Source organism: Paenibacillus nanensis, assembly GCF_003583765.1.
GTDB classification, from domain to species: domain Bacteria; phylum Bacillota; class Bacilli; order Paenibacillales; family Paenibacillaceae; genus Pristimantibacillus; species Pristimantibacillus nanensis.
The window spans coordinates 25,642-51,294 of the sequence record NZ_QXQA01000016.1 but is presented as its reverse complement, the minus strand read 5'-3'; the positions used below and the strand labels follow the sequence as shown (position 1 = coordinate 51,294).

Genomic DNA, 25,653 nt, shown 5'->3' with positions numbered 1-25,653 from the left:
CCACATTTACCACCAAACCACATAACGATAAATCTGAAAACAATTTCCGTGCTAAACTGCCAAATGGCTTAATACATGCCGTCAGTCTAAAACTTTATTTTCCGGTCTAACACTTTATTTTTCAGTCTACAACTTTATTTTCTCGATACAATTGGAAACTTGGGCGTTTACCAATCATTGCGGTGTTCGATCGATATTGTATATGATTGCACGGTAAAGAAAATCCGCTAAATCTTCACGGCTAAATTGATGAAAATAGTTTTGGAAGCGTGCATCGAATTTGTAAGTATGGGCAATGCATTTCAATACCTCTGCATCGCACGCCGTGAATTGCATTAAATACTTTTTCCACTCCTCGATTAATCGCTGAACTTCATTGGAGGAAGGAGGCTGACCGATACAAGTCGCAATTTGTTTGAATAGCTCCTCCATCTCGGCGAACCGTTCCTGTTTTTCGTCCTGCGATAAAGTTTCCAACGTTTCGTTATACACTTTATACGCCTCTGTCTCTCCATACAGGAATTTCGCTTCATTGGCATACTGCTCTTTCAACGGCAGCACGGAAGAATTGTTGAAGAGCAGCAAATCGCTAATATCCTTCCCCGAAGCAAATTCATCGAGAGCCGCCATAATCGTTTCTAGTCTTTGTTTTTTCATCAATAGGGCATGTCTCTGCTGCATTGCGATTTGTTTCTGCTCTTGCTTGGTCAGCTTTATAATATCCGCAATCTCTTTCAAGGAAAAATCCAATTCCCTCAAAAACAAAATGGTTTGAAGCTTTTCCAAACTGCTTCGTTCATATAGGCGATACCCGTTGTCCGTCAGGTGAGTCGGTTTAAATAAATCGATTCTATCGTAATAATGCAAGGCTCTCGTAGTAATACCCGTAATCTGAACAATATCTTTAACCGCTAATAATGGTTTCTTCATTCCAGAATCCTTCTACTTCTTCTAGTATTTGAGCAGCAGGCGTTATTGTGGCCTCGAAGATCGTTCTTCCTGTTTTTCTTAAATAATACTGGATTAAATAATAGCCGCAAGCGTAGCCGGCGCTGTAAGGCATATTGACCGGTTTAAAGTTCTGAAGTTCCGCGATCTCGTCGCCGTAAAGATACGGAGCAATTTGATCAAAGCCCGTTAATTGCAATTGTTCTCGAAGCGCAGGCTTTATGCGGCTGTTAAGCGTTTCTGCGTTTGTTTTCGTTACCCACGGGCCGAGCAGTTCTTCTCCGAACATGAACGTGACGTAGTTTTCGGCCAATCCTTCGCTTACAATCAGCTCGCCCAAATTAACGGTGTGATCCCACTGAATAAATTGATATCGCACATTGTGATTGCATTCGTGCGCAAGCGCAGCCTTCATTCGAGGAATCGTGTACTCATTTGGCAGGATTGTACCCCAGATAAACCCGGGAATGCCCCCAAATCCGCTATAGCCTTCGTTTATAGTTAAGGCCCGGCTGTCCGGATTCCCCAACTGAAGGGTAAACAAGTATTCGGAAACGGGAAGACTAATTTGATGTTCATGAAATAGATTTAGGCTTTGCCTGACCGCGTTCTCGCACTCTAACCAAAAAGCATCTGACGAAATCAACTCGATCTCAGATGAAATCTGTCCGGTAATCTGATCGGGGGAGCGATGCATCATGCTATTAAACGCAATAACGTCAAAACCATTTGCCTCATCCGCTCTAAAAGGAATCTGTTGAATTTGCCACTGTTTCATAAAGGGAGCCATCATTTCGTTTCTGAACAATTCAAGCTTTTCCTCAGGCGAAGCCTGAGCAACTTTTTGATAAATATGATCCGAGCGCAATGTTCGAATGTTCATGCCTCTCACTCCTAGTTATGTTTTCTTAGAGTGCATTATGAACTATGACCTAACGTCATAGTCAAGAGCTTTAAGGCAAATACTGAAAATTAGGCGTATGGCACCCAGCCAGATCCCCCCAAGAGCTCATAAAACGCCGCCCAACAGCTTAACGAGGCAGCCGATTTTCCGGCTGCCTCGTCAGTCAATCAACCTTCCACTATAAATGTCTCAGCTTTTCCGGATTGGCGACATTATAGATCGCTTCGATCTTATGATCCCGGTATGCAAATGAATAAACATATTGCATTCCTCCGCCCAAACGTATGAGGATTCCGGGGAGCCCGTTTACCATGAGGAACGAAAACGTCATTTTACCCGCATGCATGTTGATCAAATTTTGATGCAAATGCAGCACGCGCATGGATCCGACAACAGGCACTTGCGCCGCTCTTACCTTGCCTCCGCCGTCCGAGTAGAACACAACATTTTCGCTGACCAATTCAAGAAGCCTTGTTGTATTTCCTTGCAGCAGTGAATGCACAAACTCTTTAATCTTTTCTTCCGCAATGGAAACCGACGGTTGTTGGTCCGGATCGAAATGGATGCTTTTTTTGGCGCGGTGGAAAATTTGCCGGCAATTCGCGCTGTTTTTCCCGACGATATCGGCAATCTCTTCAAACGAATAATGAAAAATCTCGCGAAGAAGAAAAACCGCTCTTTCCGTTGCACTCAATTGCTGCAGAAGCAGAAGATAAGCCGTGGAAATCGACTCCGACCGTAAATACCGATTGGATGGATCGTTGTCCGAAGCCCCTTTTTCAATCAGGGGCTCCGGAAGCCATGGACCGACGTACATTTCCCGTTTTTTGGCGGACGAGCGCAAGAGATCAAGACAACGATTCGTTACGATTTTGTATAAAAACGCCCTTTCGTTTCGAATGGCCCCGGCGTCAGACAGTCCGTCATAGCTCATAAAAGCATCTTGCACGATATCTTCCGCATCCATGACGCTGCCGAGCATTCGATAGGCTAACGAAAACAGCTCCGTTTTATAACGTTTATATAATTCCTCTGTGCTCATAATAGGCATTCCTCTCCTTACCCTCAAGGGAGAGCATGTGTTGTATGGCTCTTTTGGCGCTTGCCGTCGCGGCATCGGCCAATACTTCACCGTGCGACGCCCATTCTCCTGCTACATACAATCCTTGTATTTCCGGGACAGCGGGCCCCGGATTCTCAAGACGTTTCATATGCATAAAGTCGTGGCAAACCGTTATTTTAGGAAGGTATTGCTTGACAGTCAATTCTTCCCGCCATCCCGGCTGCATCAAGTCCAGCACACCCTCCAGCTCTTGTAAATCTTTATCCGGATCCGTGTCTTTCCCTTGGTACTTGATGAGCGAGATGACTTGCGCGCCGTCGTCGCTTAGATGAGCCGCACGCGATTGATTGGTAAGAAATACGGTCTGATCGATCCCGTACGCAAATTGTTGTTTAGGCTTGGAGAGTCGCTTCAAGGCTACATCCAGGCATGCCGCTGTGACCTCAATCGCTTGTTCTTTCCAGGTATGGAGAGCGGTCTTTTCTGCAAAGGGCACCAGCTTATGCGCGATAGAAGGTGCCGTGGCAAGGATAACATAATGCGTATCGATTTGCGCTCCGTCTTCACAGAGTACCTGCCTTACGATCCCGCCTCGGATATCGATGGACGAGACTTTGGTGTTGGTTAAAAACCGCACTCCCAGACCGGACGCCTTTTTATGCAATTCCTCGATTAATTCGCCCCAGCCGCGGTCCAGGTACAACGCCCCTTTAAGAGCATTCTGCAGTTGTCTCAGCGCGGGACCCGCAGCTGGCAAATCCGGCCCGACCACAAAGCTGGCGGTTCGAAGCAGCGAATAAAAGATATGGCGCACCATGGGATCCCGCAAATTCCCTTCTACCCATTCGCGGACACTGATCCTGTCAAATTGACGAGTATCCGCTTTTGAAAGCTTCATGAGACACGAAGCGAACTCCATCTTTCCCTTCCAAGACAAAAGCGGAGTTGTAAACAAGGATTTCATATCGGAAGGCAAGGTGCTCAATTTCCCTTTCCAAATGCCATAAGCGAAAGCCGAAGGCTGCTTTCCTTGCAGGGTCAATCCCAGCTCCCGGAAAGTCGCATACGCATCCCCCTGGTACAAGGCATGCGCGCCCAAATTAAAGTAAGCCCCTTTCTTCTTGTTGGAAACGGCACGGCCCCCTAAGCGATTCTGTTTTTCGATCACCACCGTTTGTTTCCCGGCTTTGGCTGCGTAAATAGCAGCGGTTAAACCCGCAATTCCTCCACCAACCACGACCACATCAACCTTTTGCATCGTTCATCATCCCTTCGCAATTTTTACCTGTATGACGGGGAAGGGATGTGAAGTGTGACAAATACGCAAAAAAAATTTAAGGGAAAATCTCCTCGTCTAACCTGTCTCCTCGCTGCCTGTCATGTCAAGTTTGAAGGCCGTCCTTCACTTCCCTTCCATGTCGGCCGCTAAACCGTTTAATCGCATCCTCGGTCACCGGCTCGAAGAGGTTAAGAAGGTTGCCGTCGGGATCGCGGAACAGCATAGAACGGTTCCCCCACGGCATCATGGTCGGTTCCATTACCCAATTATCGACAAATGGCTTCAAGCGCACATATTCGGCCTCGACATCGTCGACGCGGAACTCAATAATGACAGTGCGATTATTGGCCCCCACTGCGGAACCAGCGCCGAATAGCTGCGCAGTCTGGGAGTGGCCGATTGCAAGGGTGCATGATGGCACTACGAGTTCGGCAAATACGGGCGCGGGTCGCTCCGCCGGTACCCTCAGGACCTTCTCATAGAACTCGACGAGACGATCCACGTCGTCAGTCATGATACGAACAGAAGCGAAAATCACAAAATATCATCCTTCCTGCTAATAATTGGTTTGGCTGTGTCCTTTACATTTGCATGTCCAATTATAAAAAAACGCTACTGACAACGTTATGTCAGTAGCGTTTCAGCATGTTATGGACTTCATCACGAATCCGATCTCGCAACGACTCAGGTTCTAGTACGATTACGCCCGCTCCCCAGCCAAGCACCCATTGCAGCAATTCATCCAACTGACGAACGCGTAAGGCCACATCCAATCCATCCTGATGCTCTTTCATATCCTCTATGTAATGATAGTTCGATTCCTTCACCTTCTCTGCGATATCATGGTTAAATCGAAGCCATACTCGCAAGTAGCGATCGTCTAAAGGGGTATACTCCCTTAAGTCGAAATGCTCCGGGAGCTCGAATCGTTCGTCCAGCTCGATAAGCTCAGCCATTCGAGACAACCGGAAATGACGGATGTCTTGGCGTAGATCACACCGGGCCACAAGCATCCAAGCCCCCTCAATGAGTACAAGGCCATAAGGAGCGGCGGTACGTTCGCTGTGGCGGCTCCCCGCGGAATCCGCCATTCTTTTGGAATAATGAAATCTGATCTTTCGCCCATCTAATAGAGCCCGACGGATCTTTCCGAGATTTTCCCTTTCATTGGACGGCGCCTCCTGTGTGCCAGGAGAAAGTAAACGCAGCGACTTGCGTATACGGGAGGTCTCACTGCGGATACCGTCTGATAAGGTGACCTCGATTTTCTTCCTAGCAACATTAGCTCTATCACGATAATCATCATCAAATCGCTGCTCGATAAATTCTGTTCCTATAAGCAAGGTCACGGCTTCCTCTATTGTAAAACGGATCGGAGGCAGGAAATAGCCCTCCATTAAGGAATATCCGGTGCCCGTAGTGCCTGTAATCGGAACGCCGGCTTCGCTGAGCGCCTGAATGTCGCGATAGATGGTCCTCACACTGGTTTCAAATCGTGCAGCCAAATCTTCTGCACGTGCCACTTGCCTGCCTTGCAGTTCCAGCACGATGGCCAACATGCGATCTGTTTTGTTCATTGACAGCTCCTCTTTAATCGGCGTATGGGAATCCAACGATCTCGTACATTGTATCTATAACTTAACCTCTGAAGTGAACCCCAAGTCAAGCCTAAATAAAATCATCACCTGCTACTTAATAAAGGCAGCGAATCCCGATTAATGGATTCACTGCCTCTGCTGTTTCCTAGACGCTCGTAACCACGCGGAAGCCGCAGTGGCCGCTTGAGCTGTCCGGCGTATTTGAATTTCGAGCCGCCACCCTGTAACGGTTGCAATAGGACCGATGGCATAAATAAGAGCCGCCCCGCATCGATCTTCTCCCTGTTTCCGCCGTATACATCGGATTCACCTTCTCCGTCTGGCGGTGATAGCCCGGGCTGAACCAGTCCGCGCACCATTCCCATACGTTGCCCGACATATTATAAAGGCCGTATCCGTTCGGTTCAAACGCGTTAACCGGCGCCGTGCCGATGTATCCGTCGCTGCCGTGATTTTTGACTGGAAACTTGCCTTGCCAGATGTTGCACTTGTGCTTGCCGTCCGGGTGCAGGAGATCTCCCCAAGGATATCGTTTCCCTTGGAGTCCGCCGCGCGCGGCAAATTCCCATTCCGCCTCAGTGGGCAGTCTCGTCCCCGACCATTCGCAAAACGCGGCCGCGTCATGCCACGAAATATGGACGACGGGATGGTCCATCCGCTCCTTCACGCTGGAATCCGGTCCCTCCGGCCGCCTCCAGTCGGCGCCTTCAATGGCAAGCCACCAGGGAGTCCCTTGCGCGGCGCCCGCCTGCTTGCCCGAAGTCTCTTCCGGCACCAGCTGATGAAATACGTAGGACCAGCCGAATTTCTCCGCTTCCGTTACATAGCCGGTTGCCTCCGTAAAAGCTTGAAATTGCGCGTTCGTCACCGTGTATGCGGAGATGCGGTACGGAGCAAGCTCCACCTCGCGCACAGGGCCTTCGCCATCGTTCGGAAACCCCTCCGCGTCATTCGTCCCCATCTGGAATTTCCCGCCGGGCAGGCTCACCCACTCGATTCGCAGTTCGGAAGTCCCGGCTTTATCCGTTCCAGCAGCCTGCGGTATTGGCTGAAACGGCTGTATGGCAATGTCGATTTGTTGTCTGCTTGCCGAGCAGCAAGCTTTCGGATGCGGGTTCATACGGGTCTCCTCCAGCTAAAATAAAATAATGCCGACCGCGCCGGACGCGGCGATAACGGCGATCGGATGAAGCTTATACTTGTACATGGCGTACAAGCTGCCCGCGCAGATCGCGAGCGTCGCGCAGGTGGCCCACGTTATGGCGCCTTCTTTCCCGTTCAGAAAGCCAAAATGAATGGCGGCGTAAAGGATGAGGCCTGTTACGATCGGCCGCAGACCGTAGAAGGTCGAACGGAACCATATGCTCCATTTTAACCGATAAAAGACCGCCGCTAAAAGAATAACCGCAAGCAGCGACGGTAAAATCATGCCGATCGTGGACATGAGCGCCCCGCCAAGACCTGCCGTCTTATAGCCGATTAAGGTTGCGCTATTCGTGGCGATCGGCCCCGGCGCCATCCCGGCGATCGAGATGGCATCCTCATATTCCGATGCGTTCAACCAGCCGTGGGACGATACCTCGTACTCAATAAGCGGAATGACCGCGTAGCCGCCGCCGAACGACACGATGCCGATTTTCAAAAAAGTGATAAATAATTCCCAAAGCACGGCGTCTGCCTCCGATCATTAGATGAAATATTCCGGCTCCAGCAGCTGAGGGGATGTCGCGGCGCCTTTCCGTTCCGTGCTAACCTCGATGCCGAACCATTGCTTCCCCTTCACCACAATGATTCCGACAGCCGCCCCTAGCAAAATGACATAGAACGGATTAATATCGGTCATTATCAAAAGCAGCAGAGCCGCGACCGTCACACAGGTCGTGGCGACATCGAAAATCGCCGCCTTCGCCATGCGGTATGCGGCCATCAGAATCAGCGCGATGACGGCCGCATGAACGCCTTTTAACGCGGCCGCAACCTTCGGTTCATCCCGCCATGTCAAATAGGCCAAGCTAAGCATGATTACGATGACGAAGGTGGGCAGCGTCATGCCCGCAATGGCTGCGACAGCTCCCCAAATCCCCGCCTTCCGGTAACCGACGAACGCGGCTGTATTGACGCCGACTCCGCCCGGCGCGGTGCTGGCCAAGGACAAAATTTCCGCCATCTCCTCTTCCTTCAGCCATTGCCGCTTCTCGACACATTCCCGTTCAATGACCGGCATCATGGCATAGCCGCCGCCAAAGCTGGATGGACCGACCTTAAGGAAAGTCCAGAAAAGCCGCCCCAGCTCCTTTATCGTATCGATAGGTAAACCCACGAGATCGCCTCCTATATGTACTATCATAACATGTTCTATTCATTTTGGAATAAAGTCTTTTTAATGATCGATATAAAAATGGCTTATATCGTCATTTCCCCTAGAAGGTTATCGCCTATTTCGTTAATTTTCGTTAATCTTTATTCCAAATTGAATTTATGTTGGAGTGCCGATAGTCATGAGCATGGAACTGCGGTATAATCATGTTGTAATTCCGAGTAGTAAACTTATATTTAAAAAAGTAGGGGAATTCATGAAAAGCGAAGGCAGCCTTTCATCCAATAAAAAGCTGGTGTACCGGCTCATTGCCGAACAAGGCCCCGTCTCGAAAGCGGATCTGCTGTCAAGCTCCGCAATTACGAGCAGCACGTTAACCCGCTTGCTTGACGACATGGCCGAAGAGAGGCTTATAGAAGGCACGGCGCTTGGAACATCGAGCGGCGGACGGCGGCCGATTCTTTATCAGATCAATCCTGATTTCAAATATATATTCGGACTGGAAATTTCCCGGTTTTCTTCGACGCTGGGCTTGTTCGACATGGCGCTGAATCCGAAGTCCACCGTGCGGTGGCGCATGGATGAGACGTTTACGCCCGAGCGTCTAGTCGAACACGCTGTGCGCCAAATGAGGCTTTTTTTAAAAGATCATGCCATTACGGAAGAACAGATCCTCGGGGTCGGCATCGCCGCCGTCGGGCCGCTCGACCGTCATTCCGGCATCGTTCTGGAGCCGTTGTATTTTCCCGCAAAAGGATGGCGAAACGTCGCCATCTGTCAGCTAATCGAGCGGGAGACCGGTTGGACCTGCCATTTGGAGAATGGCGCAAACGCCGCATTGATGGGCGAGATTTGGGCCATGCGGAACAAAGGCATCCAGCACGCGCTCTACATCCATGCCGGCGTCAGCCTGCGGTCTTCGATTATGTCGCACGGGCGAATCGTTCACGGGAGCGTCGATACGGAGGGCTCGATCGGCCAAATGATAATTCAGCCGGACGGCCCGCGCTTGAACGCCTCCGGCAATTATGGGGCCCTCGAAGCTTATGCCTCGATTCAGGCGTTAGAGAAAACGGCGCAGTCGCAAGCGAAGGCGGGCCGACCGCTCGGCTCCCCCCTCGACCAGCTGCCGCCGGAGGATCTGAAATTCGATTGGCTGCTTCGGGCGCTCGAGACCGGCAATCCTTTCGCTGCCGAGCTGTTCGAGCAATCGGCTGTTTACTTCGGAATCGGACTCGCGAATCTCATCAATACGTTCCATCCGGAGATGGTCATTCTGGGGGGCGCGTTAATTAACGCAAACGCCGGCTACTTCGATACGGCGGCCGAAATCGCGAACCGCAACACCTTTTATTATCCGAAGTACACGCCGCGTTTCTCCAAGGGGCTGCTGAGGGAGGATGCGGTCGTTACCGGCGCCGCGCTTACCGTTTGGCAGTCAATGGCGGAGGGCCACTTATGAGCAGGCAAAAAAAAAATTTAAAAATATATTTTAGAACTGTCGATTTTGTCATGATCCATTCGTCGTCTTAATAAAGGCCGAGTTATTCGGACCAAAACCAAAAGACGGAAGGATGTTATTTACCATGGCAAAACATACGACTTATATTCTATCTGAGGACGCGAAAGCGCAGGCGGCGTTTTACGTACATGCGCTTGGCGGAGAAATTCATTCTGTGATGACTCACGGGCAGCTGCCGGGAGCGAAGGAAGAGCTCAAAGACAAGGTCGTGAACTTGAGCTTTGTCGCCGCGGGCGTGAACTTCCTTATGTCGGACTCCGTATTCGAGCCTGTTATTCGGGGGAACGCCATTAACCTCAGCCTGGAGTTCGAGTCCGAAGCCGAAGCACGCGAGGCTTTCGATAAGCTAAAGGAAAGCGGCACGGTCATAAGTCCGCTCGAGCCTGCGTTCTGGGGCGCCTTATTCGGACAGCTGGAAGACAAATACGGTGTTCGTTGGATGATGACGACCGCAGGACCAGCCAACTAAAAACGAATAAAGCTAAAGCCCGCTCAATTCAAGTTGAGCGGGCTTTATTCATAGATAACCTTTCGATGAGCGGACGTCGGCTGAATAGTTGGAAGCATTTGGACAAACACTATGGAGCGACAGAGCAGAGCGCTATGGATGCGTAATCGTCAGAACATGAGTGTCGTCACGGAGGGAGCTATTATGGATTTCAATAATACCGCCGTATCCACCCTGCTCCAGGAAACTTTCAAAGCCTCAAACGATTTTAGTACCCGGCACACGGTTAAGGAGCATTGGGCAGTCCGGTATTATTACTTAACATCGCTCTGCGATTCGATCAAGCTCAATGAATCGATCGAAAAGCCTTTGCTGTCAAGCCAGTCGGCTGAAGACTTCATCGATACGCTGCTTACCTTGGGCGCAGTCAAGCAGCCCGACGTGTCTAAGCTCCCAGAACTGATTATTACGGGGCATGTCGTTATACAGCTCATGGAGAATGTGTTCTCCCTCGATGCAAAAAAATCTTTGAATACGCAAAGCCAAGAAGTAAAAATCGAGCATGTCCTAATGGGCCCTCAGAAGGCGTTATCCGAGGACTTGCTCACGAACATCAATATTATCCGTTCCCGCTATCAGAAGCACGAGCTCCATCTGGAGCAATACGTCCTTGGACGTTCCTCCAAAACGGAGACCGCTCTGCTGTTCGATGTTCATCTGGCCAAACCGCACATTCTTGACCGCGTGAGGTCCAAGCTGCTTTCCATCGATGTCGACATCGTGCATTCCACGGGGCAGCTCGAAATCTTAATGAATAACCGCCGGATATCCCTGTTCCCTACGATGATCACGACGGAACGTCCGGATCGGATTGTCTTGAATCTTTCGCAGGGGAAAGTTGTTCTTCTCCTTCAGGGCTCTCCTTTTGCCCTCGTCCTGCCCGCGGTATTCTTTGACTTCATGTCCGCGATGGATGATTTGAATCAAGCGTATTGGATATCGACCGGGCTAATCGTCATCCGCTATATTGCGCTGGCGATCGCTCTGACGCTGCCTGCCCTCTACATTTCCCTAATATCCTTTAACCCGGAAGTGACGAGAATACAGCTGACGATGTCCATTGCGGGAAGCCGCGCCGCGGTGCCGTATCCTTCGTATTTCGAAGTGCTGTTTATGCTATTTCTCATCGAAGCCTTGGTGGAGGCCAGCCTTCGCCTGCCCAAATTTATCGGTTCGACCGCGACGACCGTGGGGGGCCTGATTCTGGGGCAAGCGGCTCAGCAGGCCGGTCTCGTCAGCAGTATCATGATCATCATCACTTCGGCAGTCGCCATTTCCAATTTCGTCATTCCGATCAACACGATGAGCGCTGCCATGAGAATTGTGAAATATCCGCTTATTCTGCTCGCCATCCTATTCGGTTTTATCGGAACCGTGGCCGGCATGTTTTTTCTAATCGGCTATTTAGCGAATATGCGAAGCTTCGATGAACCGTATCTCAAATTATTTCTTGGGGAGCGTCGAACAAGCCGCCCGAATAAAAGCAGGTGAGACCGCCTTGATCCGTTATTTGTATTACATGATCATCATGTGCATGCTGATCAATATTATGCTTAACGTCCCTACATTCCTCATCGAGAGGAGATACGACGGCGCCGTCATGGGGATACTGGCGGCCGTTGTATCCGGAAGCTTGTGCGCGGTTGTATTTATCAAAGCGCTCAGGCAATTTCCGAATCAAGGGCTGCCCGAAATATTTCGAAGTTATTTGCCTCCTGCCATCCGTGTGCCTCTTCTGCTGTATTTGGGTATCATGTGGCTCATTGCCGGATTAATCGTATTAATCACATTCTCTCGGATTCTTCAGCGATTCCTGGATCCGGACATCGATATTCTCATACTGCGAATATTTCTGATCCTCATCTGTTCTTTTCTGGCAGCGGGAAGCTCGCGGTCTATTCTTTATACGGCTGAGATTGTGATCCTCCTTCATGTGCCCTTCGTCGCTCTGCTGCTGGTGAAAGCTTTGGGGCACGAATATATGGATTGGGAAGCGGTCAAGGCCGTCGGCCAATTTGTTCGAAAAACGCCGGATCTCGAAATTATCTCAGTGGCCTCCTATATTTTCACGGGCTATATCAACATGGCCGTTTTTAACCGTTTTTTCCGGAAAGAAGATAAAATCCGGGGACTGTGGCTGATCCCGCTCGCCGGATTCGCCGTGCTGTTCACGACGTTTTTTATCCCCATCGGTTACCATGGCACGGAAGGCGTAGCGTCTTTTATTTATGTATGGGTCAGCACAGCCGATTCCATTCGGATGGAATTCGGCTTCGTCGAGCGGGTCATCTATATGTTTCTGCTGATCTATTTGAGCATCTCCTTGCTGTTCATTACGATGACCTGGCATGTCGGGGCCGAGCTGCTCAAAGATGTTTTCTCGAAAAAGCAGTGGGCACAGGAGGATGATCAACGCTTTAACTGGACACGCTGGCTCATTTGTCTTCTGTTCAGCCCGACCTGCATAGTAACGCTTAGGTTTCTAAATGAAAAGAACTATTTGGAGCTGACAGACGAGTGGCTTATTGTGCGTTACATAAGCGAGGTCGCCCTTGTGCTCATCGTATTCTGGCTGGGAAGGAAGGCTTCCAAATGAATCGACTTCTTCTTATCGGCGCGATGATCCTCTTTATAAGCGGCTGCAGCGGCTTTAAGGACATCGATAAACGTTACTTTGTCGTTGGCATTGGCGTAGATCGAACCGAAAACGAACAGAAGCCGTACCGCGTTACGCTCAAGCTAGGCATACCTTCAGCAAAAATCCAACCCGGAGCAACGAATAAGTTTGAGCTCGTCTCTGAAGACGCGGCCTCTATTCAAGAGGCGGTAAGGCTCATTAAATCAAAAGTGGATAAGGAACTGGACTTCGGCCATGCCAAAATTATTCTTTTCGGAAAGACCCTTGTCAGTCAATCGATTCGCGAACCGCTAGATTGGTTTCTTCGAAGACGGGATATCCAGCTGATAGGCCTCGTAGCCGTCGGCGATCCTAGCGCCCGGGAAATTTTGAACACCAGCCCAAAGTCGGAGAGGCTTCCGGCTAACTCGCTCATTTTGAGCTTAGCCGAGGAGGGAACGGAGTCCTCTTACATTGTGACGGAGAGCCTCTCCGATTTTCACCGCCGATTGACAGAGAAAGGGAAGGATCCGTATATGCCGGTCATTCGGCCTCGGAACAATTCTTACGTCATTAATCAAGCAGCCGTACTTGATAAGGAACGGATGGTCGGGATCCTCACGCCGGATCAGACAAGGGTCTTCAACGAACTGATTCGGAAGCATGTTCAATTTGAATTCAAGACGGTCACTCCGAAGCTCAGATACAATATCGCGGTCCAAAATTATCGGATCAAGTACAAGCTGCTTCATCTTCATTCAAGCGAACCAACCATACAGATCACCATCAAAATCAAAGGAGAAGTCGAGGAATCGACGGCTCCGCTATTCCAAGAGGATTGGAACAAGCTGGAGGAGCTCTCCGAAGAACAAATGAGAGAGCGTTTTGTCAAAGTATTAACCTATCTGCAAAGCAAGAAAGTGGATCCGGTCGGCTTCGGGCTCCGGTACCGGGCGATGGGCTATATAAGCGAAGAGGATTGGGAGGCTTGGCAGACTCTGTACCCCCGCGCGAAGTTTGATGTTCGAGTCCATATCAAGATTATCGATACAGGTGTGATCAAGTAATCGGCCCTTCCTGCAAGCCGAGCTTGGCCACACCTGTTCGGTTACTGATGAAGCATAGAGCAATCCGACGAGTTATCCTAGCTTAGCAGCGTCTTCAACTCGCCCATTGTCAGAGAGTCTGTTGGCTGAAATGCTTTCAGCTTCCCTCCAATCCGGTTGCTTCGATCATGCTTCTCTCTCCTCGCTTGCCGATTGACGAGTCCCTCAGCAGGTTCTGCAGTCGTTCTTCCATCATATCATTGAGACAACCATAATGGTAAAATAGAGCATATAACCGTTCAGAAAGGCGGACAAGCGATGGAATATGCGTTTACGATTCAACCTCTCGCCTACACGGCGTTCGAGAACGAAACCGAGCAATTGGACAAATGCAAGGAATGGGGACTGCTTTCCGAAAAAGCGGTCAAAATGAAAACCTTTTTCTACAAAAGGGACGGGATGAGCCTAACCTGCGAAATCGTAGGCTTCGCTGACAAAGCGACCGCCGTCATCCGCTTCGCCAATGGCCAGCTGCACTGCATTCATCCGTCTTATCTGAAGGAAATGCAGGCATCCAATTACGGGGCGAAAGCCAGCTCATCGGAAGCTGCGGACGATGCCGCACCCGAAACCGCACCCGCCTCCGACTCCGCCTCTGCCGAGCAGACGGAACAAGCTTCCCCAGCGGATGGGCCGGAGGCCGAACAGCTGGCTGTTCCGGAGAGCGTAACCGCCGCACCCGCCGCCAAATCCGAAGATGCGCCGAAGAAGGGCAAAGCGAAAAAGGAAAAGCTGGAGCTCCCGGAAGGCAAAGTAAGCATGACCGCTACCGTGCAGGAATTTACAACCGTGCCGAACAACTTCTCGGATAATGACGACGAGGTCATCATCTACGAAGCGGTTTCGATCGCAGACCCGGCGCTCGAGCTCGGAACCGCCTGGTCCAGCCACAGCGCCACGCTCAAAAAGCTTGAGCTTGCGGTCGGAGACACCATTACGTTCGAGGCCAAAGTGATCGCCAAGAAGCTTACGAAGCACCCCGTTCCGTACAAAATCAACAACCCGTCCAAAATTCAAAAAACGGAAGCCTAAACGCGAAGAAGGAGATCCTCCCAGTGCAGAGGGTCTCCTTCTTTTTAACCTTACTGGACGATAAAAGGCTCATAGACGTAGCCGTTCCGCCCTTTTTCCTTGGCTTTATACAAAGCTTGATCCGCTTGCTGTATGAAGGACACAAGGGAAGCAGCCGCTTCGGCCTTAGGCGTATAAGCAACGACACCGCAGCTTAGCGTTACCCATGGACCCGTATCCGACGCGGAATGCGGGATGAGAAGATTGCGAACCTTCGTTACGATCCGGTCCGCCAGCTCGGCTGCCTCCTCCGTCGTTGTTTCCGCGATCATAACGAATTCTTCCCCGCCGTACCTTGCCGCCGTTCCCTGATTCTGCTCAGCCAAATCATGAATGGCTCCGGCGACCCGCTTCAGGCATTCGTCTCCCGCTACATGCCCGTACGTGTCATTGTATTTTTTAAAGTGGTCGATATCCATCAGAAAAAAAGCGATGCTGCGCCCCGGCGCTGTTTTCTCCATCATTCGCTGGAATACCGCATTAAAATGCGTTCGATTCGCAATCCCCGTCAAGCCGTCAATCAGCGTCTGTCTTTCCAGCCAGCGGTTCGCCTCTTCGAGCTCTATCGTCCGCTCCTTTACCTTCTCCTCCAGGGAGCTGTTCAAGAGCTGCAGCTTTGCCGCCCATTCTTGGCTTAAAGCATATGATTTCGAATAGCTCATTCCCAGGATGAATGAATGGGATATGATAAAGATCAGCAGCCCTATAGGGACCAAGTATCCCGTCTGGATAAGCCCTTGATTGTAAAGCACGTCGTTAAATACGCTGAGCGTCAGCAATAAGGCGCCGCCGACCGATATAGCCGCCCTCTCTCTTCTGCGGAACGTCGCCAGAACGAACACGAAGAGGGCGTAAGACATCGCCACGACGATCACGATCTGGAAGTAAGGCAGCAAAAACATGAAGTGGCGGAGCTTGAATAGCGCGATCATTCCGCCATATACAGCGCTTAACGAAATAATTACCGCAATGAATCGCTTGGACATTTCCTTTGGATAAACCTGGCGCAGAAACAGCGTGAAGGAAATGACGCTGACGGCCAAGCATAAATACTCCGCTCTCGCCGAAAGCTCCCATGGGACAGACGGAGCGAACCGATAGATTAACGTGTCGCCCGTTAAAAAGCTTCGAAGCGAGATGACCAAGCAGAACACGGCAAAATAAAGGGGGGCCTTATCGTTCCTCCGCATCAGAAAAAGCCCTACATGGTACAGCCCGATTAGACATAGACCGCCGGCGAGGAACATGTCATAAGCCGCCTGTTTGAATTGCTCCCTCGATAACGTCATGACAGGCCCTAGCTCTATGCTTTCCGTAATTCCGCTGCGCGGATGCATATAATTGGATACTTGAATGACGATCCGCGTCTCCTGCTCCGCGGAGGGAATCGTTACAATTTGCTGTTCCTTGTGGGGATCCATACGGCGCTCGTCCGTTCCGACGCGTCCGTTATCCCATATCCGCTCGCCGTTCACCCATATCGTATAAGCCGACGAGATAGACGGGATCAAAAGCCCCATGTGCGGGGCCTGCCGATCGTGCTTGACGGTAAGCGCATAGGTCGCATAACCGTACCGCTCCACATCCACGGCGGAATTCGCGCCCCATGCCGACGGCACTTGCACGTAGGTATCAGGCGCACGCTGCTCCTGCTGTTCCGGCGAGAGCAGCTTCTTCCAATAGAATGCCCATTCCCCATCGAGGGCGATAGACTTATTCATTGCCATGCCGGTCATGTCGAGCACGCCAGCCTCCGCTTTGGGGCGCAGCCGAACGGTGTCTATGTTCTGGGGCGCGCACGAAGCCAATAACCCTACCGCGGAGAGCAGGAACAAAATCAATAGCGCAGCGAAGCGTTTTGCCGTTACCGTCATGATAGCAGGCTCCTGATAAATGACATATGATACAGCTACAATTCGACAATTTCGGCGATTTTCCTCCCGTTCATCCGAAGAGCCTAGCCCGTTCCGTTCACATTTTATACAAACTATTGCACAATGAGCATCGTTTCCCCATGCGCAACATTGCCCAATGGGCAATTAATGAGTTAAAATAAATCGCAGATATAGAGAGGCATTCACCGGTTGGAATGGAGGTGACCGATTATGATGAACAAACCAAGCCTGCGTGAAATGAAAAAGGAAGCGACCGCTCATGCCTTGGCGGACGCGGCCTTCCAATTGACGCTAGAGCAAGGCTTGGACGGCTTCGTCGTTGAAGACGTGGTGCAGCGCGCCGGCTATTCCCGCCGAACGTTCGCCAATCATTTTTCCTGCAAGGAAGAAGCGGTGGCGATGGCAGCTTATCCGTACCAAGGCGTTGAGGAGTTTTTCGATTTGCTCCATCGCATGCCCGATTCGACAGCGCCGATCGACGCGATGTATCAATTCGTGAAGATGCAGCTCGCCGAACAGTCGCTCAAAAAAGTTCGCCAGCTGTTTGCGTTGTCCAAGGAGTATCCCAGCCTCAAGCCGTACACGCTAACCGTTATTCACAATTTGCAGAATGAGACACAGAAGCTGTTGACGAACTTATATCAGGAGACGCATCCCCCGCAGTATACTTATTTGCTGGCAGGCGCGATTTTTGCGGCTATCATCCCGCTGCTGGACGGAACGCTCCATGCTCTCCTTCCCGGGCAATCGGGGGATGAGGCTCCGGGAGCCGTATCGTTCGAGCAGTATTTAGAAACGGCATTCGGTTACTTGCGTCAAGGCTTTTAGCGGTTTGAGCGCGTTATCCTAGTTATAGAAAGATAAAAGGAGAGGAATCATCGTTATGTCCAAATTATTGTACCGGATAGGCAAATCCGCCTACGACAAGCCTTGGGTCTTTATTCTAAGCTGGATCCTCATTATCGGCATCGTCGCCGCGATGCTCGGCGTCAATGGAATGAGCGTCAGCTCCGAGATGAAGATCGAGGGCACCGAGTCGCAGAAAGTGCTCGACAAGCTGGAGCAGGAGCTGCCGGAAGCGTCCGGCGGGCAGGCAAGCGTATTATTTACAGCGCCCGAGGGAGAACGTCTCGACACACCGGAGCGCATTACCGCAATTACCGAAGCGGTAGGCAAGGTTTACGAGCTCGAATACGTGATCAACCCTGCCGAATTGGCTGCAGCCGCAGGCGCTGACGGGGCCGCCCAAGCCGGTCAGGCCTCGCAAGGCGCGCAAAGCGGCGCTCAAGGCACAGTTGACAGCTCCGCCGCCGGAGCAGGCTCGGCCCCTGCTGAGCTGCCGCCTTACATGCCGCTTATGGTGAACGGCATGCCGGTCCCTGGCGTCTTAATTGCGACAGACGGCAGCATCGCTTTGTTCCAGTTCCAGTTCACCGTGCAGCAGAACTCGCTCCCCGCAGGCGTAACGGCCTCCGTCGTGGAGGCCGTAACCGAATCGGTGGAAGGCAGCGGCGTAACCCCGCTTCCGAGCGATTCACTTAAGGCGGTGGAAGTTCCTATCGGCGTTAACGAGGTGTTCGGTCTGATCCTTGCGGCCATCGTCCTCGTCATGACGCTTGGTTCGCTTGTTGCGGCAGGCTTGCCGATCGTAACCGCGCTGTTCGGCGTCGGAATCGGCGTCGGCGGAGCATTTGCCTTCTCCAGCTTCGTCACCATGACGTCGTTCACGCCGGTACTGGCTCTTATGATCGGTCTGGCGGTCGGTATCGACTACGCGCTCTTCATCGTAAACCGTCAGCGCCGGCTTATATTCGACCAAGGCTTAACGGCGCGCGAAGCTGCGGCTCGTGCGGTCGGAACGGCGGGCAGCGCCGTATTCTTCGCGGGATTAACCGTCATTATCGCGCTGTGCGGCCTGCTTGTCATCGGTATTTCCTTCTTAAGCATGATGGCGATCGTCGCCTCGGTCACCGTATTCCTCAGCGTGCTCATCGCGCTTACGCTGCTTCCGGCTCTGCTTGGCTTGGTAGGCGAGCGCATCTGCTCCGAGAAGTCGAGAGAAAAGAACCGTTCCAAAGAAGGCGGCAATGCGCACGGCTTTGCGAACAAATGGGTCAGCGGCATCGTCAAATTCCGCTGGCTGGTCATTGTCGCGGTAATCGTCATGCTAGGCGCAGCCGCAATCCCTTCGGCCAAGATGGAGCTCGGCATTCCATCCGGCGCGACCGCCAACCTGGACACGTCCGCGCGGCAAAGCTATGACGCGATCTCCGAGGGCTTCGGAGAAGGCTTTAACGGCCCGCTGCTTCTGGTTGCCGAACCTCAAGATCCATCCGGAACGCTCGCGCCGGAAGCGCTAGGCGGCATCGTGCAGGACATTCAGAAGCTGGATCATGTATCCGTCGTCTCGCTTGCAGGCATGAATCCAGACGGCAATATCGCCATTCTGAGTCTCATTCCGAAGACGGGACCAACGGATTCGGAAACAAAGGATCTGGTACAGGAGCTGAGAGCCGAGGATTCGGCTATCGCCCGGAACTATAACGTGACGCTAGGCGTGACAGGCTTCACCGCGATTAACATCGATATGTCGTCGAGACTTGCGGAAGTATTCCCGACGTATATCGGCGTCATCGTTATTCTATCGCTGATCATTCTGCTGCTCGTCTTCCGCTCGATTCTCGTTCCGATTAAGGCGACAGTCGGCTTCCTGCTTAGCGTCCTGGCGACGTTCGGCATTACGACCGCCATCTTCCAGTGGGGCTATGCCAGCGGCCTCTTCGGCGTGGATACCGGCGGCCCGCTCATGAGCTTTATTCCGATTCTCGTGACGGGAATCCTGTACGGGCTTGCGATGGACTATCAAGTGTTCCTCGTCTCGTCCATGCGCGAATCCTATGTGCATGGGCACCGGGGCAGAGCCAGCGTCATCCACGGCTACAACCAAGCCAGCCGCGTCGTTGTCGCTGCCGCCGTCATCATGGTTGCCGTCTTCGCCGGCTTCGTGCTCACCCACGATATCATGATCAAACAGATCGGCTTTGCGCTCGCGCTCGGCATCCTTATCGATGCATTCTTCGTCCGCATGGCGCTCGTTCCGGCCGTTATGGCCCTCTTCGGCGATAAAGCATGGTGGCTGCCGAAATGGCTCGACCGCCTGCTGCCGAACCTCGACGTCGAAGGCGATAAGCTGATCGCCGAGCTTAGCGCGAAGGACGGAGCCAAGCGCGAAGAGAAAATCGTAAAAATCGCTTCAAAATCGAATTAAAATATATAAATTAAGGAAACAGCCCTGACCGCTCCAACAGGAACGGCCAAGGGCTGTTTTTATTCCCGAACGATCATGGCCATCTAACTCAGCGATAATAGGACAGCACCCAGAATCATGACCTATCCCTCTCGGATTGCATCCGTGATGTTACAAAAAAGAAGCCGCCCTCAAGGACCAGCTTCTTAACGTTTCACTATGGTTTATCGGAGATAGTGATTCAGCCGATTCGCGTGAGCCGTGCGGAGCGCCGTATGGCTCTTCGTTTGAGATACAGGCTGGCCCGTTGGGCCCATGCCTTCCGTCAGCTCCCGGAACCAGGCTTCGTCCCAAGTCGCCAATGCCAAATCGATTAAGTCAGGGATGTGCCGACTGTCTTGCGGAGCCGCATCCGGCACTTTTTTAACGGAGGACAACCGGACAGCTGCCGTGCGTCCGATTCGTTCCTCATTGTCCGATCTGACGACAAACAGCGTTATGAATCCCTGCATCCAGTCAATCGCCTCGATAAAGCCGTAAACCATCTCGTCATCAACTGTTCTTCCGGACACCCAATCGCTAACTCTCCATGTCATTTCCCTGCACCGCCTTACTGTACGTGTAATGTCATCCGAGTAACTGTAACTTTATTTTATACATTTCATTCAAAAAAAGAAGGAAGCTACTTGTTATTCGTTACTGTAATATTAATAGTTACAGTTCGGTTTGTCAACCTGTATAGCTGCACATTCCATCACTCGCTCCAGTTAAAGCAGGCATGCGGTCGGATGTATAAGCTTACGGCTTCCCTGCCAGCTCCTCATATAATGTTGCAAGATCAGCCTGCGGCACGGTATTCAGCTCGGTTTGAAGCCTGATCGCGAAGGTATGGTAGAAGCGCTTGAGAGCTCCGATATCATTCGAATCCTTGTACAGCTTTAGAATCCTCCCGCAAATCACTTCCTCGTACGGTTCGGCTTCATGAAGGGCTAGCAACCGCTGAAGAGCTGCCTGCGGATTCCCGGCCGCTGCCTGTCGTTCCGCCGTCTGAAGCATTATGCGCACGTACTGCCGGTGCAGCTCTTCACGCCGGAGAACCGCCCATGGAAAATCATGCTCCGCCAAATATTCCCCCCGATACAGCCGCAGACCGCGGTCTGCATCATCGTTCCGCACAGCTGTCTCGAACAATTCCGCGTCGGTCCGGATCCCTCCTCGCAGAAGCCGGTAGCTTTCCAAATTGTACTCCAGCACGGCGCCAATCTGCCATTCCTTTAACAGCTTGCGTATTTGGTAGACCGATGTGTGCAGATGCTTGATCGCCCGCTCCAAATCATAATGCGGCCATATCGTTTCAAGCAGCAGATCTCGGGCCACCCACTCCTCCCGCTGATGCAGCAAGAAAGCGAACAGCTCCTTCGATTTAAGCGTACGCCACTTCAAGTTGGAAACGGAAGGCGCGCTGTCGACAATCTCGAACTGCTTAAAGCAATGTACAGTCGGCTGATTCGGATGAGGCGCCGGAGGCTGAAGCCGCTCCATTGGAGCTTTGCGGGCAAGGCTAGCCGCCACGCGATCAAGCATTTTACGAAAACGCGCGGGCACGATCGGCTTCAGCAAATAATCCATCGCCTGCAGCTCGAAAGCCTCAACCGCATACTCGGAATAGGCCGTAATGAACACGATCGGCAGGTCCGGGTACATGGCTTGCACATATTCAGCGGCCGCAAGACCGCTCATGCCAGGCATTCCGATGTCTAAAAACACGATATCGGGTTTATTCTGCCTCAGATGCGCGAGCGCCGCCTCAGGCGAAGTGAACATCGCCTCAACCTGAATCCGGCCGTCCTCCTTCAGCATTCTCTCCAAATGCTGCAATGCGGGTCTTTCGTCATCCATTAATATTGCTCTCACTGTCAACACCTCTAGCTGTTATCCTTATGCTGCAATATTCATTGATTATTCAGCCGTCTCAGCCGATCGGCCGCACGATGCAATCTGTCCTCGTCCACAGGCTTGAGCAAATAATCCGTCGCCTTTTGGGAGAAGGCTTCTATGGCAAGATGCTTATCCCCTGTGACATAGACGACGAATAGGTCGCCGTTTTCCCTTACCCTCTGCACGAGCTCCATTCCTGACATTCCCGGAAGATGGATATCGAGAAACAGCGCATCCGGCTTCAACCTCTGTATTTGCTGCAAGGCTTGTTCGCCACGGGTTGAATGGCCGACGACCACGATCTCCCCCGTCTGCTCAAGCTGCTCCGCAAACTGACGCACGAACCTTTCATCACGATCTATTAAAAATGCCCGTATCAACCGTATCCCTCTTTTTGCTCGAAGTTATTCGTTTGACCAGTATATCAACCGATTCTAAACGAATTCTGAGCAAAACGAAGATTCATCGCTTGGGGATACGGAATGTGACAGAAGTACCTTGACCCGGCGCGCTTGCAACCTTAAGCCCGCTCTCCGCGCCGTATAAGGAGAGAAGTCTCTTATGGATATTGATCATCCCTACGCCGCCGGGGCTGGTCCGTCCTTCGGAGAGCAGCTCGTCGGCTTTCGCTTGCGGCATGCCGACTCCTTCGTCCGTTACCCTGACCAGCAGCTCATGCGGTTCGTCAGTGACCGCGATGTGTACGCGGCCGCCCTGCGGTTTTTGCATAACGCCGTGTCTGACGGCATTCTCCACAATCGGCTGAATGGTGAGCGGAGGTAGCAGGGCATGGCATTGATCGGGCAGCTCGTAGACGACCTGCAGCCGGTCTTCGAATCTGGCTTGCTCGAGCGCAAGGTATGCCTGCACCAGTTCCAGCTCTTTCGCCAGCGGCACAAGCTGCTCACGATTATGGAAATCGAAGCTGTTGCGCAAATACTGGCTAAGCTCCACCAGAAGCTCCATCGCCCGATCCGGACTGACCGGGCATGTCGCGATAATCGTATTGAGCGCGTTATATAAGAAATGAGGCTTAATCTGCGCCTGCAGAAAGGCGATTTCCGCATGAAACGCATCGCGCACAGACTTGCGAAGCTGAATCAGCGTGCCCGTCCTCGCTCTAAGCTCTTCGGCGTCTACCGGCTTGGTCAGATAATCGTTCACACCGGCGCTAAATGCTGTCTGAATGTCCCCCTGCAAGCTCCTCGCCGTTAGCATTAAGATCGGCAGCTCATACAACGAATAGCGGGCGCGTATCTTCCGGCTGAGCTCGATTCCCGACATCCGGGGCATCATCCAGTCGATCATGACAAGGTCGAAAGCGGGCCCGGAATGCAGCGCGTCCAGTGCGTCGGCTCCGTCTGCGACAGCGGTCACCTCGCAGCTTAGAACCGACAGCAGGTTCATTAAAATTTGCCGATTAACCGGGTCATCGTCGACGACCAGCACTTTATGATGACCGAAGGAGGCCGGCATTCTTAGGGCTGTCTGTTCCGCTTGGACGACCGGGTCATCAAAGGATTCCTTACCTGAACGAACATCGGTCGAAAGCGTCGCCTCCCCGCTTGCCGAAGGAATCGTGAAGCGGAAGGTCGAGCCGCTCCCCTCGGTCGTCTCGACCCAGATCCTACCGCCGTTCAGCTCCACGAGACTGCGGGTAATGTAGAGTCCAAGTCCCGTACCCTGGTATTGCCAATCCATCGCATCTCCCGCCTGATCGTAAGCGGTGAACAGGCTGTCCAGCCGATGAGCCGGAATGCCCGCCCCCGTATCCTCAACCGAGATGACGACCTCATCTCGGTGAACCTCGGCACCGATACGAATGGTCCCCCGCTCGGTAAACTTCACCGCATTGCCCAAGAGGTTGTACAACATTTGCCGCAAGCGGGATTCGTCCGTATGAAGGAGCGGCAGCCGTTCCGGCCACTCTTGGACGAACGTAATGCTTTTTCCGCCCTTCACATATTCCATAACCTCCACAACCGATTGAACGACAGACGGCAAATGCACCGGTGCAAGGTTCAGCTGAATTTGGCTGGCTTTCAGCTTTTCAAAATCCAAAATGTCATTAATTAGTGAAGTTAATCTTTTACCTGTTGAAATGATGAGCTTCAGCTGCTTTTCCTGCTCCGAATTGACGGAGCCTGCCGCCCCTTCGGTGAGCGATTGGGCGATGTTCACCATGCCGTGCAGCGGCGTGCGCAGCTCATGGGACGTATTGGCCATGAACTGATCCTTCAGCCCGTCTAGCGTAAGAAGCTTTTCCGACAAATGCTCCGCGCTTTGGAAGGTTGCGGCGAAACGCCGCGCCAGCATAATCGCTTGGGTAACGACGAAGATGAGCATCCCGTAAGGGATCAGCATTTGCTGGTTCGACGCTCCGAACACTTCCAGCAAAGAGGCGGCGATTACGATCAGAACGCTTTGCAAACTAAGAAACAACGACAGCCGCTCTTCACGCCGTCCCGCAAATGTACGAACCATTATATAGGCCACGCATCCGACCATGCTTAAGGAATAAAGCAGAATCATCCCTTCCATGGCGGAAAACCACAATGTCGGCAGGCAGACAGCCATAAAGATGATGGCCGCCGAAGCCAGCTTACCAGCACGAATGATGCGTATATAACCCGACCCCTGCATCGAGCTGGCGGTATACCGCAGCAGATAGTAGTAGGCGAACGCCGAGCTGCCAAGCTGGATGCGCATAAACATCTCGTAGCTCATCTCCGGCAGCCATTCCGCCAGCAGCTTCTGGCCGTGGGTAAGCAAATAGATCAGCGCCGCCGTGCAAAACAGTCCCATATGCAGCAGTGAACGCTCATCCTTACGAAGCCGATACATGAGCAGGAAGAAGAAAGCCGGAATCGCAAAGCCGGTAATGGCCACGTGGTCCATCCACATCGCCCGGTCTCTATTTTTCATGACCGACGGAACGTCACCGAACAAAATAGGATAAATCATACCGCCGGACGAATAGCTGTAATTGGCGATTTGTACGATAATCTCCGCTTCCTTGGCCGCAGATCCCACTGCGACATAAGGAACGTTGCCCGATATCGTGCTTCCGGCGGAAGTCCCAGGCCTCCCGCTCGAACCGATCTCTTCGCCATTAAAGAAAATTCGGTGCGCCAGCCGGATACTGTTCGTATGAAGCGCATAAAGCTTCTGCACGTCCTCCGCGCTATCCAGCTCCACAATAAGCCGGTACGTTGCGTGCCCCGTCGCCTTGCCCTCCATATCGCGGTTCCATTTGCCTGGAACTTGAACATAACCCGTTAGCTGCTGCAGGCTCTTCGATGAGCTGCCTTTGAAGTCGTCTGGCGTGAGCAGCTGGCCTCTATAGAACTCCCAATCGCCGGACAGCTCGACGCTGCCCTTTCCCTCGAAATCCCAGCCGGTCAAATCCATCCTGCCGTCCGATGCCTTTGGAACGCCATTCGATTTCAGCATCGATCCTAAGATTAGGGAAAGCGGGATCATATAGATCAAAACAAACCCTGCGAGTACAGCCACCCACCGTTTTTCCATTCCATTGTTGCCTGCTCTCTGATGTTTTGTATTATGTATTTCAAGCTAAACGGAAGTAATCCTGCCTGGCCCAGTATTTACATGCAACCCTATGCCGGACCTTGCCATG

22 protein-coding genes are annotated in these 25,653 nt (G+C 52.1%); 8 read left to right on the top strand and 14 right to left on the bottom strand.

Annotation, left to right across the window (positions count from 1 at the left end; genetic code table 11):
* Positions 1–174: 174 nt before the first annotated feature.
* From D3P08_RS21245 to D3P08_RS21205, 9 genes are all read right to left on the bottom strand, one after another.
* Positions 175–930, bottom strand: coding sequence for a MerR family transcriptional regulator (locus tag D3P08_RS21245; protein WP_119602132.1), 756 nt, complete (start codon positions 928–930; stop codon positions 175–177).
* A complete protein-coding gene (locus D3P08_RS21240; protein ID WP_119602131.1) occupies positions 905–1,831 on the bottom strand; it encodes a DUF2268 domain-containing putative Zn-dependent protease in 927 nt (308 codons plus the stop codon). Before D3P08_RS21240 ends, D3P08_RS21245 begins: the two co-directional genes overlap by 26 nt.
* Before the next feature lie 199 nt (positions 1,832–2,030).
* A complete protein-coding gene (locus D3P08_RS21235; protein WP_119602130.1) occupies positions 2,031–2,894 on the bottom strand; it encodes an RNA polymerase sigma-70 factor in 864 nt (287 codons plus the stop codon).
* Positions 2,872–4,173: a phytoene desaturase family protein gene (locus D3P08_RS21230; protein WP_119602129.1), complete on the bottom strand. Its 1,302-nt coding sequence runs from the start codon at positions 4,171–4,173 to the stop codon at positions 2,872–2,874. Before D3P08_RS21230 ends, D3P08_RS21235 begins: the two co-directional genes overlap by 23 nt.
* 124 nt (positions 4,174–4,297) lie before the next feature.
* Positions 4,298–4,732 (bottom strand): VOC family protein, encoded by a 435-nt coding sequence (locus D3P08_RS21225; protein WP_119602128.1) that lies wholly within the window; start codon positions 4,730–4,732, stop codon positions 4,298–4,300.
* Between the two features lie 91 nt (positions 4,733–4,823).
* Positions 4,824–5,771: a helix-turn-helix transcriptional regulator gene (locus tag D3P08_RS21220; protein WP_119602127.1), complete on the bottom strand. Its 948-nt coding sequence runs from the start codon at positions 5,769–5,771 to the stop codon at positions 4,824–4,826.
* Between the two features lie 166 nt (positions 5,772–5,937).
* Positions 5,938–6,912: a formylglycine-generating enzyme family protein gene (locus tag D3P08_RS21215; RefSeq protein ID WP_119602126.1), complete on the bottom strand. Its 975-nt coding sequence runs from the start codon at positions 6,910–6,912 to the stop codon at positions 5,938–5,940.
* 15 nt (positions 6,913–6,927) lie between these two features.
* Complete coding sequence (locus D3P08_RS21210; protein ID WP_119602125.1) at positions 6,928–7,461, bottom strand: chromate transporter; 534 nt, start codon at positions 7,459–7,461, stop codon at positions 6,928–6,930.
* 18 nt (positions 7,462–7,479) lie between these two features.
* A complete protein-coding gene (locus D3P08_RS21205) occupies positions 7,480–8,112 on the bottom strand; it encodes a chromate transporter (protein ID WP_240647690.1) in 633 nt (210 codons plus the stop codon).
* A gap of 253 nt (positions 8,113–8,365) precedes the next feature.
* Between D3P08_RS21205 and D3P08_RS21200 the strand changes: the two genes are divergently transcribed.
* The 6 genes from D3P08_RS21200 to D3P08_RS21175 all read left to right on the top strand — a co-directional run bounded on the left by D3P08_RS21200 (position 8,366) and on the right by D3P08_RS21175 (position 14,894).
* Positions 8,366–9,571, top strand: a complete 1,206-nt coding sequence (locus D3P08_RS21200; RefSeq protein ID WP_119602220.1) for an ROK family transcriptional regulator — start codon at positions 8,366–8,368, stop codon at positions 9,569–9,571.
* 124 nt (positions 9,572–9,695) lie between these two features.
* A complete protein-coding gene (locus tag D3P08_RS21195) occupies positions 9,696–10,100 on the top strand; it encodes a VOC family protein (protein WP_119602123.1) in 405 nt (134 codons plus the stop codon).
* A 183-nt stretch (positions 10,101–10,283) separates the two neighbouring features.
* Positions 10,284–11,630, top strand: coding sequence for a spore germination protein (locus tag D3P08_RS21190; RefSeq protein WP_162848561.1), 1,347 nt, complete (start codon positions 10,284–10,286; stop codon positions 11,628–11,630).
* A gap of 7 nt (positions 11,631–11,637) precedes the next feature.
* Positions 11,638–12,735 carry a GerAB/ArcD/ProY family transporter gene (locus D3P08_RS21185; RefSeq protein ID WP_162848560.1) on the top strand — a complete coding sequence of 366 codons (1,098 nt, stop codon included), beginning with the start codon at positions 11,638–11,640 and terminating at the stop codon, positions 12,733–12,735.
* On the top strand, positions 12,732–13,823 hold the full coding sequence (locus tag D3P08_RS21180; RefSeq protein WP_119602120.1) for a Ger(x)C family spore germination protein: 1,092 nt from the start codon (positions 12,732–12,734) through the stop codon (positions 13,821–13,823). The genes D3P08_RS21185 and D3P08_RS21180 overlap by 4 nt, the downstream gene beginning before the upstream one ends.
* A 297-nt stretch (positions 13,824–14,120) precedes the next feature.
* Entirely contained in the window at positions 14,121–14,894 is a 774-nt protein-coding gene (locus D3P08_RS21175; protein WP_119602119.1) for a hypothetical protein, read from the top strand.
* A 50-nt stretch (positions 14,895–14,944) separates the two neighbouring features.
* Here D3P08_RS21175 and D3P08_RS21170 read toward each other — a convergent pair whose 3' ends face one another.
* Entirely contained in the window at positions 14,945–16,807 is a 1,863-nt protein-coding gene (locus D3P08_RS21170) for a sensor domain-containing diguanylate cyclase (RefSeq protein WP_119602118.1), read from the bottom strand.
* A 231-nt stretch (positions 16,808–17,038) separates the two neighbouring features.
* Here D3P08_RS21170 and D3P08_RS21165 point away from each other — a divergent pair, with 231 nt between their 5' ends.
* Positions 17,039–17,656, top strand: a complete 618-nt coding sequence (locus D3P08_RS21165) for a TetR/AcrR family transcriptional regulator (protein WP_240647689.1) — start codon at positions 17,039–17,041, stop codon at positions 17,654–17,656.
* 55 nt (positions 17,657–17,711) lie between these two features.
* Positions 17,712–20,096, top strand: a complete 2,385-nt coding sequence (locus D3P08_RS21160; RefSeq protein ID WP_119602117.1) for an MMPL family transporter — start codon at positions 17,712–17,714, stop codon at positions 20,094–20,096.
* A gap of 203 nt (positions 20,097–20,299) precedes the next feature.
* Here D3P08_RS21160 and D3P08_RS21155 read toward each other — a convergent pair whose 3' ends face one another.
* The 4 genes from D3P08_RS21155 to D3P08_RS21140 form a co-directional block, all read right to left on the bottom strand.
* Positions 20,300–20,671 (bottom strand): hypothetical protein, encoded by a 372-nt coding sequence (locus tag D3P08_RS21155; protein ID WP_119602116.1) that lies wholly within the window; start codon positions 20,669–20,671, stop codon positions 20,300–20,302.
* A gap of 202 nt (positions 20,672–20,873) precedes the next feature.
* Positions 20,874–21,989, bottom strand: a complete 1,116-nt coding sequence (locus tag D3P08_RS21150; RefSeq protein ID WP_147381835.1) for a response regulator — start codon at positions 21,987–21,989, stop codon at positions 20,874–20,876.
* Between the two features lie 38 nt (positions 21,990–22,027).
* A complete protein-coding gene (locus D3P08_RS21145; protein ID WP_162848559.1) occupies positions 22,028–22,393 on the bottom strand; it encodes a LytR/AlgR family response regulator transcription factor in 366 nt (121 codons plus the stop codon).
* An 82-nt stretch (positions 22,394–22,475) separates the two neighbouring features.
* Entirely contained in the window at positions 22,476–25,544 is a 3,069-nt protein-coding gene (locus tag D3P08_RS21140; protein WP_119602113.1) for a hybrid sensor histidine kinase/response regulator, read from the bottom strand.
* Between the last annotated feature and the right edge of the window lie 109 nt (positions 25,545–25,653).

Coding starts and splice junctions, on each gene's coding strand:
- D3P08_RS21220 (WP_119602127.1), bottom strand. CDS start 5,771: ATGAACAAAACAGATCGCATGTTGGCCATCGTGCTGGAACTGCAAGGC.
- D3P08_RS21160 (WP_119602117.1), top strand. CDS start 17,712: ATGTCCAAATTATTGTACCGGATAGGCAAATCCGCCTACGACAAGCCT.
- D3P08_RS21240 (WP_119602131.1), bottom strand. CDS start 1,831: ATGAACATTCGAACATTGCGCTCGGATCATATTTATCAAAAAGTTGCT.
- D3P08_RS21195 (WP_119602123.1), top strand. CDS start 9,696: ATGGCAAAACATACGACTTATATTCTATCTGAGGACGCGAAAGCGCAG.
- D3P08_RS21215 (WP_119602126.1), bottom strand. CDS start 6,912: ATGAACCCGCATCCGAAAGCTTGCTGCTCGGCAAGCAGACAACAAATC.
- D3P08_RS21230 (WP_119602129.1), bottom strand. CDS start 4,173: ATGCAAAAGGTTGATGTGGTCGTGGTTGGTGGAGGAATTGCGGGTTTA.
- D3P08_RS21140 (WP_119602113.1), bottom strand. CDS start 25,544: ATGGAAAAACGGTGGGTGGCTGTACTCGCAGGGTTTGTTTTGATCTAT.
- D3P08_RS21170 (WP_119602118.1), bottom strand. CDS start 16,807: ATGACGGTAACGGCAAAACGCTTCGCTGCGCTATTGATTTTGTTCCTG.
- D3P08_RS21245 (WP_119602132.1), bottom strand. CDS start 930: ATGAAGAAACCATTATTAGCGGTTAAAGATATTGTTCAGATTACGGGT.
- D3P08_RS21180 (WP_119602120.1), top strand. CDS start 12,732: ATGAATCGACTTCTTCTTATCGGCGCGATGATCCTCTTTATAAGCGGC.
- D3P08_RS21235 (WP_119602130.1), bottom strand. CDS start 2,894: ATGAGCACAGAGGAATTATATAAACGTTATAAAACGGAGCTGTTTTCG.
- D3P08_RS21155 (WP_119602116.1), bottom strand. CDS start 20,671: ATGACATGGAGAGTTAGCGATTGGGTGTCCGGAAGAACAGTTGATGAC.
- D3P08_RS21165 (WP_240647689.1), top strand. CDS start 17,039: ATGATGAACAAACCAAGCCTGCGTGAAATGAAAAAGGAAGCGACCGCT.
- D3P08_RS21190 (WP_162848561.1), top strand. CDS start 10,284: ATGGATTTCAATAATACCGCCGTATCCACCCTGCTCCAGGAAACTTTC.
- D3P08_RS21200 (WP_119602220.1), top strand. CDS start 8,366: ATGAAAAGCGAAGGCAGCCTTTCATCCAATAAAAAGCTGGTGTACCGG.
- D3P08_RS21175 (WP_119602119.1), top strand. CDS start 14,121: ATGGAATATGCGTTTACGATTCAACCTCTCGCCTACACGGCGTTCGAG.